General features: G+C 53.1%; 7 protein-coding genes and 1 riboswitch. Of the genes, 5 read left to right on the top strand and 2 right to left on the bottom strand.

The annotated features are described in order from the left end of the window. Positions 1-648 carry a CbtA family protein gene (locus MEALZ_RS07425; protein ID WP_014148004.1) on the bottom strand — a complete coding sequence of 216 codons (648 nt, stop codon included), beginning with the start codon at positions 646-648 and terminating at the stop codon, positions 1-3. Positions 649-650: 2 nt separating this feature from the next. Continuing rightward, the gene (locus tag MEALZ_RS21705; RefSeq protein WP_017839274.1) at positions 651-827 is read right to left on the bottom strand and encodes a CbtB domain-containing protein; all 177 of its coding nucleotides are present in this window, start codon (positions 825-827) and stop codon (positions 651-653) included. Positions 828-1,076: 249 nt separating this feature from the next. Further along, positions 1,077-1,206, bottom strand: a riboswitch (cobalamin riboswitch). A gap of 434 nt (positions 1,207-1,640) precedes the next feature. On the opposite strand from MEALZ_RS21705, the gene MEALZ_RS07430 reads away from it, so the two are divergent. The 5 genes from MEALZ_RS07430 (at position 1,641) to MEALZ_RS07450 (ending at position 18,923) form a co-directional block, all read left to right on the top strand. After that, positions 1,641-5,108: a condensation domain-containing protein gene (locus MEALZ_RS07430; protein ID WP_014148005.1), complete on the top strand. Its 3,468-nt coding sequence runs from the start codon at positions 1,641-1,643 to the stop codon at positions 5,106-5,108. A 95-nt stretch (positions 5,109-5,203) separates the two neighbouring features. Beyond that, positions 5,204-6,502: a transposase gene (locus tag MEALZ_RS07435; protein WP_046061041.1), complete on the top strand. Its 1,299-nt coding sequence runs from the start codon at positions 5,204-5,206 to the stop codon at positions 6,500-6,502. A 70-nt stretch (positions 6,503-6,572) separates the two neighbouring features. Further along, positions 6,573-11,837, top strand: a complete 5,265-nt coding sequence (locus tag MEALZ_RS07440) for a non-ribosomal peptide synthetase (RefSeq protein WP_014148007.1) — start codon at positions 6,573-6,575, stop codon at positions 11,835-11,837. Beyond that, positions 11,834-16,498, top strand: a complete 4,665-nt coding sequence (locus MEALZ_RS07445; RefSeq protein WP_014148008.1) for a non-ribosomal peptide synthetase — start codon at positions 11,834-11,836, stop codon at positions 16,496-16,498. Before MEALZ_RS07440 ends, MEALZ_RS07445 begins: the two co-directional genes overlap by 4 nt. Positions 16,499-16,511: 13 nt before the next feature. Then, entirely contained in the window at positions 16,512-18,923 is a 2,412-nt protein-coding gene (locus tag MEALZ_RS07450; RefSeq protein WP_014148009.1) for a TonB-dependent receptor domain-containing protein, read from the top strand. The last annotated feature ends 96 nt before the right edge of the window (positions 18,924-19,019 follow it).

The following is a 19,019-nucleotide window of genomic DNA, read 5'->3' on the forward strand; positions in this document are numbered from 1 at the left end:
TCAGAGTTTGAGTTTGGTCATGCTGAATCCGGCTAAAGCGCCGAGGCTCAGCCAGAATAGGGCATTGCTAAAGGCGGACATCACTACGAAGCGTTGTTGTAAGGCTTCGGGCGCCAAGGCTTGCGCTATTTCCGGATGCGGGGCCCCGATCAAATGCGGGGCAGCCGCTAACATGCTGCCGGCGATTTGTAGGCCATGGTTTTTGCTCAATAAGAGTCCGTATAAACCGGCCGCGGTCGATGCCGCGGTGAACAGCCACCAGGCTTGCCGGCTGAGCAAAGCGGCGCTGTCGGTTCCGGGCAATTCCGGCGGTAGGCCCAATGAAGGCGCGGCGAAAAAAACCAAATACCCGGCCGAGCCCCACAATAAGCCGCGCCAATAGCCGCCTGTGCCGTGCCAATACATCGCCGCACTCAAGAGCAAGGCAAAGCCGAAGCCGCTCAGTCCGTTAAACAGTATCGTGAAGGCGAAGCGTTGCCAGCCGTTTTCCGGTTGCCATTCATGTTCGGAGCCGGTTGCGGGCGCTTCGAATTGTTCCGCGGCTAAAATCAGAGGTTGCGTCAGATAATACTGTAAGACGCTGAGCAGCAGGCCGGACAGGATTCCGGCCGCCAATGCGGCGATCACCAGTTTACGAAAATCGGCCACGCTTAATGACAGGGAAATGCGGCGCTATGGCGTCCGTCGTGTGCGGCATTATGAATGTAGTTGTTGGCGTCCTGCATGAAGCCGAGGCCTAGAATCACGGTCAAGCCCAATACGATGGCGCTCAAGCCCGGGAGAAATTTAGCGGAGTAAACGACGGAAGAGCCGGCGAGTGTTTTCATGGTGATTGTCCTTCCCAAGTCTGATTGACGGAAAAACGGAGGGGAAGACAAACCAAAAAAGATTTGACAGATCGCCCGCCGCAATACTGTTCTGCAAGGCGATTTCCGGCGAAAAACATACCCAACTAACTGGTCTTTTTGTCCATCTACTGCAAACCGGAAAGGGTTACATAGCGCAACTATGCGCCCCTTTCCGGTTTTTGTAGCTGAACAAAAATCCTGCGTTATTTGGGTATGTTTATTCTTGTCAATCGCCTAAGTTTTAGGGCCTGTCTCCGGGCTCGTGAAAAATCACCTACCGTTGCGGGGGCAGCGCCGGCCTTTAACCGGCTTCCAGTTTCACCCGCGCAGTGCGGGAACCGTAAAACAAGCTGGGGATTATAGGTTACCCATCAAAACCGTGCAAATGGAATGTAAGTATTCAGTCACCTCTTTGAAAAAGAGGGGCTAGGGGAGATTTTATAAATAAATCCCCCTCAATCCCACTTTTCAAAGGGGGAGGCCAACAATAAGCCTGGATTGCGGTAATTTGCCTACGGGGTCTGAATACTTACAATGGAATGTGTCATTCTGCTAACCCGAACCGGTCGAGAGCTAAAGGCAAAAGTTTTGTTACGTAGAACATCTATGAGGAAAATATTCCGCTGAATCGTCTTCAATATAATTCGACTTAAGTTGATTAAATGCGAATTTCTTGGTGAGTTGCCGTGTTTATCCAACTCGGCGCTCATCGGCAACCAATCACCCCGAACAAACAAAAACGCCGCTGTAGCTGAAAGAGTTGTAAGCACGACTGCACAAGATTCGATCGGTATGGATTTGAAGATCGCCAGTGTGTTGCCGAGACAACCGGGTAACGCCAATCGATACGCGCGGCTTATACATGTTATCAGCTTCTATGAGTACGGAGGGTATGTGTTAAACGATCGACCTAATTTTGACAGTTCCGTTATCGATGCCCCATTACTCGACGGGGCAATATCCTTAACCGACATATTACAACGCCGCGCGGTATGCCATCCGCACCGAACCGCATATACATTCCTGGATTTCGGCGGCCCAACCCCTCGTTCACTAACCTACGGCGAACTCAATCAAGAAGCTAGGCAATTGGCTTTTCAATTACATCGAATGGAACTACGAGGCGAGCGAGCGGTATTGCTCTATCCGCCCGGGCTGGACTATATCGTAGCGTTTTATGCGTGCTTGTATTCCGGCACTATTGCCGTTCCAGCCTATCCGCCCAGCAACAATCGGCATATGCCCAGGTTGCAGGCCATCATTGACGACAGCAAGGCGAAAATCATTCTGACTACCGGTCAAGTGGCGAATAGCATTCGCCAATTTGCCGGCGCCACGGAAAATTTGTTAGATAGGCGCTGGGTTCAAACCGATACCCTCGAAACTCACGATACCGGCTTATGGCAAGCTTCGGTATTGCAAGAAAAGGATCTAGCCTTTCTGCAATATACCTCGGGCTCGACCGGAAACGCCAAGGGTGTCATGATCAGCCACGGCAACTTGATGGCCAATCAGCAATTGATCCAACGCCGATTCGGCCACGACGAACGGTCGACGGTAGTCGGTTGGTTACCGCTTTATCATGATATGGGACTGATCGGCAATGTCATGCAGCCTCTGTATTGCGGGGCCAGCGCCGTTTTGATGTCTCCGATGGCATTTTTGGAAAAACCGTTACGCTGGCTGCAGGCGATTAGCGATTACCGGGCGCACACCAGCGGCGGTCCTAACTTTGCCTACGATTTATGCACTCAAAAAATTAGCCGCGATGAACTGGAGGCTATTGACCTCGGTAGTTGGCAATTGGCATTTAACGGTGCAGAGCCGGTCAATCCTAAAACGTTGGAGCGATTCAGCCGGACCTTCGCAGACTGCGGATTTCAACGCTGCGCGTTCTATCCCTGTTACGGTCTGGCAGAAGCCACGTTATTGGCAACGGGAGGTACGAAACAATCTCCGCTGACAATAGCTGCGTTCGATCGAGCCGCCTTGGAAGACCGGACCGCTCGGCCGGTTGCAGACAATCATCCGAATGCCAAACAATTCGTCGGTTGCGGAGCTGCCGATAGCCATGCCGGACAAGACTTACGTATTGTCGATCCCGATAACAATGAAATCTATGCGGATGGCAGAATCGGAGAGATTTGGCTTAGCGGCCCGAGTATCGCCCAAGGTTATTGGAAAAATCCGGAAACCAGCCAAAAGACCTTTGTGAACGATACCGGCGGCAAACGCTGGTTACGTACCGGCGATTTAGGCTTTATCAACGATGGAGAATTATTCGTTTCCGGTCGGCTAAAAGACTTGATCATCGTCCGCGGCCGTAATTATTACCCGCACGACCTGGAATATGCCGTCGAATCGGCTACCGATGCGCTGAACCCGGCATCCACGGTCGCGTTTGCCCTTGCGGAAGACGAAGCCGAAAAAGTGATCGTGTTGGCCGAATTGAAGCGCAACCGGATCAGGCAAGGCGATTATCAACACGAATTCGCCGCCATTCGCGCCCGCTTGACAGAAGAATGCGGTATTCAGGCCGAACGTATCGTATTGCTCAAGCCCGGCGCCATATTAAAAACCAGTAGCGGCAAACTGCGCCGCAGTGCGTGCAGGGACCTTTATGTGCAACAGGGTTTTGCATGCATCGCCGTCGACGCGCTGCAAGCAGCCAACGACACGACACCGCCGCCGGTGAATGTGGATAAAGGCACTCACGAGAGGCGCTTATTACGCCAGGCCTTGTTGTCGATGAATTGCACTCATGCCATCGATCTGTTGGCTGGACACCTTGCAATCAAAGCGGCCGAGTTATCCGGCGCGGCCGAAGACACTATCGAACCGAATCATACCCTGACCGGCCTGGGTTTGGATTCGCTAAAAGCCGTGGAAATGAAATATTTCATCGACGAATTATTAGCGGTGGACATGCCGATTACCGGCTTACTCGGCAACGCCACCCTGTTTGACAGTGCGCTAACGGCATTGAATTTGGCCAAGACTGTCGGCCAAGAGACACCGTCTCTTATCGATAAAGACGGCCAGGGTTCGAATACCGCCATGTCATACAACCAACAGGCGTTGTGGACACGGGCAAAAATAGAAAGTGACGAAGCAACGCTGTATCACATGCCGATCGCATTGCAAATACGGGGGGAATTGGATTACCCAGCGCTGGATCGCGCGCTGGCCGAATTGCACCGGCGTCATTCGCAATTATGCAGAGGCTTTGATCTAGGTGCCGATAATCGTCCTATTAGCTTCCCGCTGGAACGATTGGAATCGTCGCCGGTACGCACTGTTTGTAGCGATTATGTTCAGCAAATGAAGGCGCTAGACGTTCTTATCAACAAACCGTTCGATCTGCAACACGGGCCGCTGCTGCGATGCGGAATTTTCAGTTGCAGCGATGACGATCATATCCTGGCTTTTTGCGCCCATCACCTGATCGTCGATTTTCGGTCCTCACGGGTACTACTCGCCGAATTGCAGGCTTTATATGCGGGATACCTTAACGGCATCCCCGCCAACTTACCGCTGTCGCAAGCCGACTATGCCGAATTCGTGTCCTGGCAACGGGACTACCTGAATAGCGAAGCCGCCGAACAAGACCTTGATTATTGGCGCCGGCAACTGGCAGGCGAATTGCCCAGGCTGGAGCTGCCAGGTTATTTCGTCACCGAACCGACGCAAGCAAGTTCTGCCGGCATGGAAAGACTGTCGATAGCAGCTGACACGCTCATTCGGCTGAAAAACTTGGCGGCTGAACAACACGTTACCTTATATACGTTGTTATTGACCGTATTCAAAATACTGTTGTATCGATACAGCTCTCAAAACGATCTAATTGTAGGGTCGCCAACGTTTGGCCGCCCATTAAGTCGATTTGCCGATCTGGTGGGTTACTTCGTAAATCCCGTTGCGTTGCGGAGCAAGCCGGGCGGCGGCTTAAGGTTCAGCGAATACCTAAGCGCCGTCAATACCGTGGTACTTGGCGCATTGGAGCATCAGCACTATCCGCAAACGCGCATCATTGAAAATTTACGAAGCGAGAAGGGGCAAGGTACGCTAGAACTCTACCGCATTTTCTTCGCTTTGCAAGACGGTTCCGACCCAATGGCTGCCGCATTGGCAATCGGAAATGCCGGCATCAGTCTGCAATGGGCTGGCTTCGAAGCCGTAATTTGTAAATTGCCCAATACCGCCGAGGAATTCGATTTAGCCATGTTAGCCGCTGAAACCGGAGAAGGGTTATCGGCATAAGCGCCAACTTAAGACGCAAGGCATTGATTCACAGTTGAAAAATCAAGATGTGGCCACAACATAGAGTATTTTTACCGACGAAAGTGAAAATCCCTATGAAGCAGCCACAGCTAACAGATACCCTTTTTGATGACTTTTTGCAAGAGCTTCCAGCAGATTTCCAGGAGCAGGCCTATGAATTACAGGCGTTTGCACGGGCACGGAAAATCCGATCACCGTTGCAATTATTGCAGTTAGTCCTGTTGTATTGCGGACAGGACTTGTCGTTGCGCAGCTGTGCCGGCGAAGTTGCCAAGCTTCAAGGCTATTTGAGCGACACGGCGGTGACCAAGCGACTGGCGGCCTGCTTGGCGTGGATCAAGTCGTTACTGAAGCGTGTGTTCGGATTGGATAAACAGATTAACAATGGCTCCTTGAATTTCATTGTGATTGACGGTTCGACCGTGCAAGAACCCGGCGCGAAAGAAACAACGTATCGCTTGCATGTGGCGATCGACTTGATGAGCTTGACACTTCGCGAGGTCAACGTCACGACCGATAAAGTCGGCGAGAGCTTAGATCACTATCAGTTAGCCGCAGGTGATGTCGCGTTGCTTGATCGAGGCTACAACCAACCGAAGTCTTTAGTCCCGGTCATTGATCGCGGCGGCCACGTCGTGCTGCGCTACAACCCACACAGCATGACCCTTTACGAACGGTGCAACGAACCGAAAGGTGTTAAAATCGATTGGGAACAGCGCATACGCGATTTGAATGGTCAGCCGGGTGCGATACCCGTTTATCTGTGCCATCAAGACAAACGTATTGAAGGCGTGGTGCATGCGATGCCGTTACCGCCGGAACAGGCGGCGCAAGCACGCCGCAAAGCGAAACAACGCGCGCGTGATAAAGGTCGCACGGCGAGCCAAAAGACCTTGATGCTGAGCGGCTGGGTGTTGATTTTTACTTCGCTCCCCGAATCGCTGCTTGACACGAAAACAATCGCTGAGCTCTATCGGGTTCGCTGGCAAGTGGAGCTGGTCATAAAGCGGCTAAAGAGCTTGCTTGATATCGACCGGTTACGCGCCCGAAAAGACAGCAAGCTGGCGGATTTATATTTGCATGGCAAGTTACTGTTTGCTGCAGTGACTCAAAAAATAGCGCAGCGCCGATTCGGCCGGGCGGCCACCACAATGGACGGTGATCGTTCGATTACCCATTGGCGTTTATGGCGCACGATCGCCAATGAGATCAAGGCAGGACTTACGGCTTGTTTTCCAATAAATAAGCGATTTATCGATGACTGCATAAAAAGCCTCTGTGAGCGTCCGCGCAAGAGAAAGCTTCAGGGTTTGCCGGGGCGTGTTTTGGAGCTCATTATTGAAGGTCGGGGAGGTGGCGTTAGTCTTACTTAATCAAATACTTAGATTCTTAAGTTGGCGCTTATGAGGGTTATCGGTAACATTCCGTTATCGCTGTGATGCATTGCAGCGCAAAACCGTACTCCGGTTACTGGGGCATTTTCAATGCTTACTGCATGGCGTATTGGCCGATCCGGACTGCCTTTTGAGCGAACTGCCGCTATTGACCGTATCGGAACGCAGGCAGCAGATGGCATGGAATTCCACGGCATTCGATCATCCCGATATTCCTACTCTACATGGGTTGTTCGAAACCCAAACCGAGAAAACCCCGGACGCCATCGCGCTGAGCTTTGGAGGCGATAGCCTAAGCTACGCCGAACTGAACGCCAAAGCCAACCAACTGGCACACTACCTGATCGAACTGGGCGTGGGACCGGACGTACTGGTGGGCATCTGTCTGGAACGCTCGCTGAAGATGGTGATCGGTTTGCTAAGCATCTTGAAGGCCGGCGGGGCTTACGTGCCGCTCGATCCCAACTATCCGGCCGAGCGGCGGGCATTGATATTGGCCGATGCCGGCGTCAAGCTATTGCTAACCCGCGAAGCACTGAACTCCGAACTCGCGGAGAATTCGGATTCGATGACGGCGCAAGGCGGAGTCGTCTACCTAGACCGCGACGGGCCGGCCATTGCCGCGTATCCCGCGACGAACCCGACGGTGAGCATACATCCCTTGCATCTGGCCTATCTGATTTATACCTCCGGCTCGACCGGTCGCCCGAAAGGCGTGGCGGTCTGTCACGGCAACGCGGTGCATTCGACTCTTGCTCGTTTCCAAGCTTACCCCGATCCGGTCGAGGCCTATCTGCTGCTATCCTCGTTCGCCTTCGACAGCTCGGTGGCCGGCATTTTCTGGACCTTGGGCCAAGGCGGCCGCCTGTGCTTACCCAATGACGACGCCGGTAAGGATCCAGCCGAGCTAGCGGCCTTGATCGAACGCCATCGCGTCTCGCACCTGCTGGCCCTACCCTCGCTGTATCGCCTGCTACAGGAACAACCGGCCACGCAATTGTCCGGACTGAAAGCCGTCATCGTCGCCGGCGAAGCCTGTACCACCGACGTGGTCCAGCACCATTTCGACGTCTTGCCTGCCGTCAAACTCTACAACGAATACGGCCCAACCGAGGGCACGGTCTGGAGCAGCGTTTATCTCGCCGAACCGGACGACCTGGACCGGCCATTAGCGATCGGCCGGCCCATCGCCAACGTTCGCCTCTACATCCTAGACCGGAACCTCAATTCGCTGCCGGCCGGCGTGGCCGGCGAACTGTACATCGGCGGCGCCGGTGTTGTGCGCGGTTACCTGCAGCGTCCGGCGCTGACGGCGGAACGCTTTATCCCCGATCCATTTCAAGCCGACGGCGGCCGTTTGTACAAAACCGGCGACATCGCACGCTATCGGCCGGACGGCAACATCGACTACCTGGGCCGCATCGACCACCAAGTCAAAATTCGGGGTTTCCGCATCGAACTGGGCGAAATCGAAGCGCAATTGCTCAAGCAAGCGGAGATCAATGACGCCGTGGTGATTGCCAGAGAAGATCAACCCGGCGACAAGCGCTTGGTGGCTTATCTGGTTCCGCATGCAGAGGCCAACACCGAGGCCGTGCGAGCTAATGTCGATCGCCTTAAAGCCCAACTCAAACAACATCTGCCGGACTACATGGTGCCTAGTACCTTCGTAGTACTAGAGGCTATGCCACTGTCTGCTAACGGCAAGTTGGATAGGAAGCAGTTACCGGCGCCGGATCTCAGCGAACAACTGAAAAAGGCCTACATAGCACCGCGCACGGAAACCGAACGAGTTCTGGCCGAGATTTGGCAGGAAGTCTTGGGAGTCGAACAAGTGGGCATAGAAGACGATTTTTTCGAATTGGGAGGGCATTCGTTGTTGGCCACGCAATTGATGTCGCGAATTACCAAGCGCTTTTCGATTGAATTACCGCTACGCGACCTATTCGAGCATGGCCAGATTGCGGCCTTGGCTGAAATGATAGCAAGACAGCAAGCCGACGGGAACGCACTACATGCGGTCACGATACTGCCCTACCCCCGCGACGCCCTGATCCCACTATCCTATGCCCAACAACGCCTGTGGTTTCTGGACCAACTGGAGCCGGACAACCCCTTCTACAACATCCCGGTGGCTTTACGTCTAATCGGTTGCCTGGATATTGCCGCGCTGGCGCAAAGCTTCGCGGCCATCGTCCGCCGGCACGAAGTGCTGCGGACCGTGTTCGACACTGGCCCGGACGGCGAAGCCGTGCAACTCATTCTTCCGGACCTGATAGCGGAACTGGAACCCATCGACCTGACCGGTTTAGGAGCCGGTCAAGAGGATGCATGGCAAGCGTTATGCGGGCAAGAAGCCGCCGAACCTTTCGACTTGCGTAACGGCCCCTTGATCCGCGCTCGTTTGTTGCGGCTAAAAGATAATGCCGAACAGCAGGATGCGCTGCTGTTATTAACCATGCACCACATCGTCTCCGACGGTTGGTCGGCGGAACTGTTGGTCAAGGAATTCAGCGCGCTGTACCGGGCGTTTACACAAGGACTCGCCGCGCCGCTGGCGGAATTACCGATTCAATACGCCGATTTTTCCTGCTGGCAGCGTCAGTGGTTGAACGGAGAGGTACTGGAGCGCCAGTTACATTACTGGCGGCAACAACTAGACGGCTCGCCGCTGGTGTTGGACCTGCCGACCGACCGACCGCGGCCAGCGGTAATGACCTACCGTGGTGCCACCTTATCGTTCGAGCTGCCGTTGGAAACGGCGCAAGCGATACGGGCGTTGAGCCGGCAACACAATGTCTCGTTGTTCATAGCGCTATTAGCCGTATTCCAACTACTGCTCAGCCGATACAGCGGCCAAGCGGATCTGTGCGTCGGCAGTCCGGTAGCCAACCGCAATCGACCGGAAATTGAAAGCGTGATCGGCTTTTTCGTCAACACCTTGGTCCTGCGCGCCGACCTCTCGACCAACCCGACGGTGGCCGAATTGTTGGCGCAAATCAAAACCACGGTCCTGGATGCCCAACAGCACCAAGACCTGCCGTTCGAAAAACTGGTCGAAGCGCTGCAGCCTGAGCGCGACCCGAGCCGCAGTCCGCTGTTCCAAGTCATGTTCGTACTGGCCAAACAAGAGCCGCTGACGTTAAGGCTGCCGGATTTAAGCGTCGAATTGATCGAAGATTCCGGCAAGATAGCCAAATTCGACTTAACCCTGCATATTCAAGACTGGCCGGACGGCAGGATCAGCGGAAGCTGGGAATACAACACCGACCTGTACGATGTTAGCAGTATCGAACGGCTGGAACGGCATTACCAACAACTGCTGCAAGCGATTGTTGCCCAGCCGCAGTGCAGAGTCAGTGAACTCCCGCTGCTGAGCGAAGCGGAAACCCGGCAAATTCTCATCGACTGGAACGCGACCGAAGTTGCCTATCCGCAGGGCCGCTGTATTCACCAGCTGTTCGAAGCGCAAGCCGAGAAAACTCCGGGTGCGATTGCGCTGAGCTTTGAAGATCAGCATCTCACCTACGCCGAATTGAATGCCCAAGCCAACCAACTGGCGCATTACCTGATCGAGCGGGGTGTGAGCCCGGACGTGCTGGTCGGCATTTGCCTGGAACGCTCGCTGGAGATGGTCGTCGGCTTGCTGGGAATCTTGAAGGCTGGCGGGGCTTATGTACCGCTAGATCCTCACTATCCGGCCGAGCGGCGGGTGTTGATCTTTGCCGATGCCGGCATCGAGCTATTGCTAACCTGCGAAGCACTGAACGCCGAACTTGCAGAGAATGCTGCGTACCCTACGGACTTGTTGACGAGAGATTGTATCATCCACCTAGACAGCGACGGGCCGGCTATGGCCGGGTATCCCGCCACGAACCCGTCAGTGAGCGTGCATCCTTTGCATTTGGCCTATCTAATCTACACCTCCGGTTCCACCGGCCGGCCCAAAGGCGTGGCGGTGAACCACCGCAACGCGGTGCATTCCACTTGGGCCAGGCTCAGCGAATATCCCGAACAGGTGCAAGCTTATCTGTTGTTATCGTCGCTTGCTTTCGACAGCTCGGTGGCCGGCATCTTCTGGACCCTAGCTCAAGGCGGTTGTTTATGCCTACCCCATGAAGACAGCAGCAAAGACCCGGTGTCGCTGGCTGCCTTGATCGAGCGACATGACATCTCCCACTTGTTGGCCTTGCCGTCGCTGTATGCGGTGCTCTTGGAACAAACTACCCAAGCCTTAAGCCGTCTGCAAGTCGCCATCGTCGCCGGCGAAGCCTGTCCGACTGATGTCGTTAAACGCCACCTTGCCGTTTTGCCCGATGCCAAACTCTACAACGAATACGGCCCGACCGAAGGCACTGTCTGGAGCAGCATCTATCTTGCCGGGCCAGACGACCAGGATCGGCCTTTAGCGATCGGCCGGCCGATCGCCAACGTCCGCCTTTACAACCTGGATCGCCAACTAAACCCAGCCCCAATCGGCGTGGCCGGCGAACTGTACATCGGCGGTGCCGGCATCGTGCCCGGCTACTGGCAACGCCCTGGCCTGACCGCCGAACGCTTCATCCCCGACCCCTTTGGCCCGGCCGACGGGCGGTTGTACAAAACAGGCGACCTTGTGCGCTATCGCGCCGACGGCGCAATCGAGTTCCTGGGACGACTCGACCACCAAGTCAAGATTCGCGGTTTTCGCATTGAACTGGGTGAAATCGAAGCCCAATTGTTGCAACAACCGGAGATCAAGGACGCCGTAGTGGTTGCACGAGAAGACCAACCCGGCGACAAACGGTTGGTGGCTTATGTGGTTCCACTTCCGACGGAAGCAGACACAGAGACCGAGCGCAACCTCGCCGAGCACCTCAAAACCATGCTCAAACAACATCTGCCGGATTACATGGTGCCCAGCGCCTTCGTGGTACTGAAGGCCATGCCGCTGTCCGCCAACGGCAAACTCGACCGCAAACGGCTACCGACACCGGATTTCATTGGCTTCGGCAATCGCGAATACGTAGCGCCGACTGGCGAAACCGAAGAAGCTATAGCCGAAGTCTGGCAGCAATTGCTGGGTGTTGAACGTATTAGCCGCAACGATCATTTCTTCGAATTGGGCGGGCATTCATTGCTAGTCATTCAACTCATTCAACGTCTTTCGGTACTCGAGATGACGATAGACGCGAGAACTGTATTTATTACGCCGATATTGGCAAATATGGCATCGGCAGTAACCGTTCGCCAAAACAATTTTGAAATTCCGCCCAATTTGCTTGACCAAGCGGAATACGAGCCCGAAGAAACGCTAGAGGAATTCAGATTATGAGTTTGGAACAGGTTATCGCCAGGATACAAGAAAAAAATATCGGGGTATTGTTGGACGGCGGGGAATTGGTGATCCGCGCTCCGCAAGGGGCGATGGACGCGGAGACTATGTGCTTGCTAAAACATCACAAACAATCGCTGATCGAGTTGCTGCAAACATGGAACGACGATTCGATCAGAATAAAAAGTGCACCGTCGTCCGCAAGTATCACCCCCACCAAATTGCCGTTGATTGAGTTGTCGCAAACCGACATCGACCGCATTGTCGAGACCGCGCCGGGCGGCATCGGTAATATTCAAGACATTTATCCGTTAGCGCCGCTGCAATCGGGCATCTTATTTCACCACTTGATGGACGCCGAAGGCGACACTTACTTATCAAGATCAATCCTTGCCTTCGATAGCCGCGAAAGGGTGGATCGCTTCGTTGCGGCATTGCAGCAAGTCATCGAGCGGCACGATATACTCCGTACCTCTTTGGCTTGGCAGGATTTGCCTCAGCCGGTGCAGGTGGTTTGTCGAAAAGCATTATTGCCGCTTCATGAGTTGGCTGCTCCGAGCGGCGGCGCATTGGTGTCATTATTGGCTGCTAGCGACCCAAGCCATGTGCGCTTGGATTTGGGTAAAGCGCCTTTGTTAGCGGCATACGTGATAGCCGAGCCGCAAAACGGCGAATGGTTATTGGCACTGCTAAACCACCATATCGTTTGCGACCATATCAGCCTGGAATTCATTATTGGCGAAATTCGTTTACTGCTGAATGGGCGCGCTAATGAGTTGCCGCCAGCGTTTCCCTATCGCAATTTCATCGCTCAGCTTCGATTGCTGGATCCCGACAAACACGAATGCTATTTCCGCGAACAGCTTGGCGACGTTATCGAGCCAACGGCACCGTTCGACATACTGGATATGAAAAATTGCGGCGAGATTACCGAAGCGAAAACGGCCATTGCGGACAGTCTGACGGGACGGATCCGAACCCAAATCAAGCGCTACGGCGTCAGCGCAGCGGTATTGTATCATTTGGCCTGGGCCAGAGTCTTGGCGCAATGTTGCGGGCAAGACGACGTCGTATTCGGTACGGTCTTAACCGGCCGCATGTGGGGTGGTGAGGGGATCGAACGGACGGTGGGGATGTTTATCAATACTTTGCCGCTTAGAATCCGGGTGGGCGAGGTTTCTGTCGCAAAGGCGTTGGCTGCTACCCAACAACAATTGACCGTGCTGATCGCGCATGAGCAAGCCTCGCTAGCGTTGGCGCAGCGCTGTAGCGGCGTAGATTCGGGATTGCCGTTGTATACCGCGCTACTGAACTACCGGCACAGCCAACAGACCGATGAAGACAGCGCTAATCCGTGGCCGGGAATGAGGGTTGTGGTGGGCGGCGAAGAGCGAACCAACTACCCGATTACGCTAACGGTAGACGATTTCGGCGACGGTTACGCGTTAACGATGCAATGCGTCCGGAGTTTGCAGCCTGACAAGCTCAACGAGTATATGTCGACGTCGTTGGAAGACATCGTAAGCGCGCTAGAAACGAATCCTCAGCTGCTAATGCGCACGATCTCGGTGGTTGGGGGCATCGAACGCCGGCAAATCCTAGTCGACTGGAACGTGTCCGAAGTTAACTACCCGCAAGACCGCTGCATTTACCAATTGTTCGAAGCGCAAGCCGAGAAAACTCCGGATGCGATTGCGCTGAGCTTTGAAGATCAGCATCTCACCTACGCCGGACTGAATGCCCACGCCAACCAACTGGCGCACTACCTGATCGAGCGGGGTGTGGGCCCGGACGTGCTGGTCGGCATCTGCCTGGAACGCTCGCTGGACATGGTGATCGGCTTACTGGGCATCTTGAAGGCTGGTGGGGCTTATGTGCCGCTCGATCCGGGGTATCCCGAGGAACGTTTGGCCTTCATGCTGACCGACATTGCGCCCAGCGTGGTCTTGACTCAAGACCGATTCGCCGGGCTGGACTTTGCCGGAGCTCAAGCGCTCATCTTGGATAGCGATTGGGCGAATGTAGCGGTTCACCCCGCCGAAAATCCACGCCCCAATCTAATGCGCGGCAATCTGGCTTATTGCATCTATACCTCCGGCTCCACCGGAAAACCCAAAGGCGCCGGCGTGCCGCATCAAGGTATTTTGAACCGTCTGCAATGGATGCAGGACGAATACGGCTTAGATGACACGGACGCTGTCCTGCAAAAAACCCCGTACAGCTTCGATGTGTCGGTCTGGGAATTCTTCTGGCCGTTGATGACCGGCGCCCGTTTGGTCGTAGCGGCACCGGATTTGCACAAAGACAGCCAAGGCTTGATCGAACTGATCCGGCGCACAGACATCACCACCATCCACTTCGTCCCGTCCATGCTGCAAGCCTTCGTCGATACGCCGGGCGTCGAACGCTGCACAAACCTGAAACGGGTTATCTGTAGCGGTGAAGCGTTGCCGGCAGAACTGGTACGACGCTTCCAGCAAAAACTGCCGGCCGCGTTGCACAATCTGTACGGCCCAACCGAAGCTTCGATCGACGTCAGCTATTGGGCCTGTCCGCAAAATTGCCAAGAAACCGCGATTCCGATCGGCAAACCGATTGCCAATATCCGTCTGCACATTCTCGACAGTAGCCTGAACCCGGTGCCGATCGGTACACTCGGCGAACTGCACATCGGCGGCATCGGCTTGGGCCGCGGTTACCTAAACCGTCCCGATTTAACGGCGGAAAAATTCATTCCTGATCCGTTCGGCCCGGCAGGCAGCCGGCTGTACAAAACCGGCGACCTCACACGCTACCGGCCGGACGGCGATATCGAGTACCTGGATCGCATCGACCACCAAGTCAAAATTCGGGGTTTCCGCATCGAATTGGGCGAAATCGAAGCACAAATGCTGGCGTATCCAAGCATTAAGGAAGCCGTGGTGCTGGCACGGGAGGATCAACCTAATGACAAGCGCTTGGTGGCCTATCTGGTGGAAAGTGAAACCGGCACGACACAAATCGACAGTTTGAAGGCCCGGCTAAAAGACGTTCTGGCGGATTATATGGTGCCCAGCGCTTTCGTATTGCTTGATGAGATGCCGCTCAGCGCGAATGGCAAATTGGACAGGAAACGATTGATGCCTCCCGGTGTTAGCGAACAGCGTTGTAAACAGTACATCGCCCCTGGCACCCAGACCGAAACAATCCTGTCCGAAATCTGGCAAGAAATCTTGGGCTTGGAACAAGTCGGCATCAAAGACAATTTTTTTGCGTTGGGCGGACATTCGTTGTTGGCGACGCAACTGTACTTTCTTGTACAAAAACGGTTAGCGGCTACGGTTGCATTCAACGTGTTTTTGACTGAACCGACGGTTGCCGCCCAAGCTCGTTTGATCGATGGGGAAGCCGGGCAAACAATAGAATTCGACGCCGAAGCCGTGCTGGATCCTGCTATCGTGCCGCTAGCGAAAAAAGGTATCGATGTCGCCGCCGCGCGAACGATATTTTTGACCGGTGCTACCGGTTTTCTGGGCGTATTTTTATTGGCCGATCTGCTGGAGCATAGCCAAGCGGGCATTTATTGTCTGGTCAGGGCCCGCGACGAACATCAGGCCTTGGTTCGCCTGCAACAGCAAGCCGGACTTTATGAATTGACCGAGCGCGTCGATTTTAGCCGGGTTATTGCCGTGTGCGGCGACTTGGCCGAGCCGAATTTTGGACTGTCCGAGAGCCGCTACCGGGAAATTGCCGAGCGTAGCGAGGTGATTTACCACAACGGTGCGCTGGTGAATTTTGTTCAGCCTTACCAGACATTGAAAGCCGCTAATGTGACGGGAACCGAAGAAGTATTGCGTTTAGCTTGTCGCGGCAGACCCAAGGCCATTCATTATGTGTCAACAGTCTCGGTGTTTAGCGAAGCTCCGCGCTACGTAACAGGTCATAAGGAAACTGACGAACCTGAGCAGCATGGGAATTTGCCGAACGGTTACGCAGAAAGCAAATGGGTCGCTGAAAAACTGGTGGTTGCGGCCAGGGAGCGAGGCTTTCAAGTCAGCATTTACAGGCCGGCAATTGTCGCCGGCTACAGCCGTAGCGGGACGTGGAATACAGGTGATTTTTGGTGTCGCCTGATTAAAGGCTGCCTGCAAATGGGTTATGCGCCGCGTGAGCGTATTCGCATCGACATGGCGCCGGTCGATTATATGAGTCGGGCGATAGTTGCGTTATCCCAACAAACCGATGCCATAGGTTGTATTTTTCACTTGAATCACCCCAAGCCACCTTATTCCGATGATTGGCTGGATTTTTATTCAAGCCTGGGTTACCGGTTGCAGCGTATTCCCTATCGCGATTGGTTGGAAAAAGTGTTGGAGTTTGGCCGTTCTAACCCTAACGGTTTTGCGTTAGCGTCGCTATTGCCGATGTTCGCCGAGCAACTCCATGATGGAGATGCGCAATTGCCAGTAGATGGGGCTCCTTTATATGACAGCCGAGTAACTCATAAGGCGTTGTCGGCATTAGGCGTGAAGTGTGAATTGTTGGATCGGAATATTATGGCTCGTTATCAAGACTACTTTATCAGAAGTGGTTTTGTGGTTGAACCTGATGGTGTGGAGAATGACGGAGCAAATCGTCTTCCAATTGTAAACACTGGATTGTGTTCATTTTTATATCGATAAAACAGGTAGAGCCATGAGAAAAAATACTGCAAGGGCTGTCATAAAAGACGGTTTTGCTTTGGACGGTGCAATCAAAAAATGTTTGTTAGGGTTTGTTTTTATGGGGACATTAGTTCAGGTTATACCTGCACAATCGGCCGATAAAGCCCGGAAAATACATTTTAATATTCAGGCAAACGATTTGGCCTCAGCATTGTTTGCCTATTCCGAAGCGACAGGTATTCAAATGAGTTACCCTCAAAAGATGGTATCCGGCATTAAGTCGTCGCCGGTTTCAGGCGACTACACTCCGGATCAGGCATTACAGAAGCTATTGGCGGGCTCCAATTATACTTATCAATATATGAACGACGATACGATAAAGCTGGTTGAGGCACAGAAAGCGTTAAGTACCAAAGAGACCACATTAACACCTATGACTGTCGTTGGCACTGCTTCTAGAGAGAGTCCCAGCCTGACATCGCCATCCATTACAGAATCTCAAACTAAACTTAATCGCGTTCCTGGTGGGACAACGGTAATTGATGGGGCGCGAATAAATGAGGGCGCGGTATTGTCGGTGAACGACGTATTTACCAATGCGCCGGGTGTCTATGTCGGCGATTCCAGCGTCGGATCGGCAGGTGGATCGCGCATCTCCATTCGCGGTTCCGACGCCAATTCGATTATTTCCCCTATTCGCGGACTGAAAATACTCCGTAACGGCATGCCTTTTACCAGTGCAAATGGTACTTTCGATACTCAAACGTTCAACTTGTATGCCATTGACCACGTCGAGGTGTACCGGGGCGCCAATGCGCTTGAATATGGTGGCAGCAATCTCGGAGGAGCAATCAATCTGATAACCCCCACCGGCTACACAGCCGAAGGCATGCGAGTCGGTATGAAATGGGGTACTTATGATTACGTCAATCCAACGTTTAGCGTTGGCAAAGTGTTCGACAACGGTTTCGATGTTTACGGATCGTTCTCCTATCTAAGCACCGACACCACCCGTGATAACAATAAACAGGAACAGTTCTATGGCCACGGTAATGTTGGTTACCGTTGGAACGAAAATCACGAAACTCGTTTGTATTTCGACATTCAAAAACACAATTTCACTGGGTTGGATCCCTTAACAAAACAGCAAGTTAAGGACAATCCACAACAAAACACTCAGAGTTTGTTTGGACCTAACTGGGCATTTCCAAATGACTTTCCGTTGTATCGGGTGGATTTGAAGCATTCAATACAGATGGACAATGGAGACTCCTTCGAAGTGGGCGCTTATTACGGGTATAAAAAATTTAACTTTCAATGGATTCGCGCCACCCCGGAAGATATTTGGCAAGACACAGGATTCAACTGGCGGCACGAAATCAATGGCGATCTATTAGGTCTGAAAAACCGGGTGGTATGGGGCGGTTTGATGCAGTGGATGTTCATCGATGATCTTGATTATGCGACCGTTAATAGGCGACGGGGACCGCTATTAGCGCAAGAGCGCGACGAATGGAAGAATATCGAAGTCTATTTGGAAGACCAACTCAGCTTAACCGACACATTTACACTGGTAGCTGGTATTCAGATAAATTATCGCAGTGTCAAATATGAACGCACATTTGGTTTCTCTCCCAGTGTTGCAACACCTTACAACAAAGCGCATAAGGATTTCTTTGCCCCTAATCCTAAACTTGGTTTTACTTGGCAAGCGACCAAAGAAGCTCAGGTCTTTGGCAACTTAAGTCGCAGTTCGGAACCGCCGCCGCTAGCAAATTTAGCCCATGTTTTTTTGAAGCCACCCCGTGATATTCAAACTGCGAGCACAGTAGAAATTGGTACCCGTGGGCAAACAGATTTCTTTAATTGGGATTTAGCATTTTATCACTCTTGGGTTAATAACGAGTATTTGATCGTTAGCAGTCCAACTGATCGTAGCGCCTTTACCGCGACAAATGCGGATAGCACTACTTTACACACGGGTATTGAGCTCGGATTGGAGTCTAACTTATCTTTAAACCTTGTTACAACCGGCGATGAACTGCGTCTTAGCGGCAACTATACCTGGAATAACTTTCGTTTTGATAACGATCAGAATCTAGGTGATAACCGAATACCCGGAATACCTGAGCATAACGCCAGATTAGAAGCGCTTTATAAACACCCCGGCGGTTTTTATATCGGACCGAATGCACAAATTGTCAGCTCTAATTGGGTGGATTTTTCCAACACCTTGTCTGCTAAGTCTTATGCATTACTTGGCGCTCGTGCCGGTTGGGATGACGGCAAACATTGGAATCTATTTATTGATGCGCGTAATTTGACCAACGAACATTATGCTTCTTCGGTTTGGGTAAGAGGTAATGCCGGTGGTGTTGATGTACCCGCGTTCAACCCGGGTGGTACTCGCTCAGTGATTGGCGGAGTTGAATATCGTTTTTAGCAGGAATTGCGGGTTAGGTAACAGCTACAGCTTAACCCAGCTTGCAGGGCTTTTAGACTGATTTGCAGAATCATTTTCAAAACTTATGGAGCTTGA

This window comes from Methylotuvimicrobium alcaliphilum 20Z (assembly GCF_000968535.2).
GTDB lineage: Bacteria > Pseudomonadota > Gammaproteobacteria > Methylococcales > Methylomonadaceae > Methylotuvimicrobium > Methylotuvimicrobium alcaliphilum.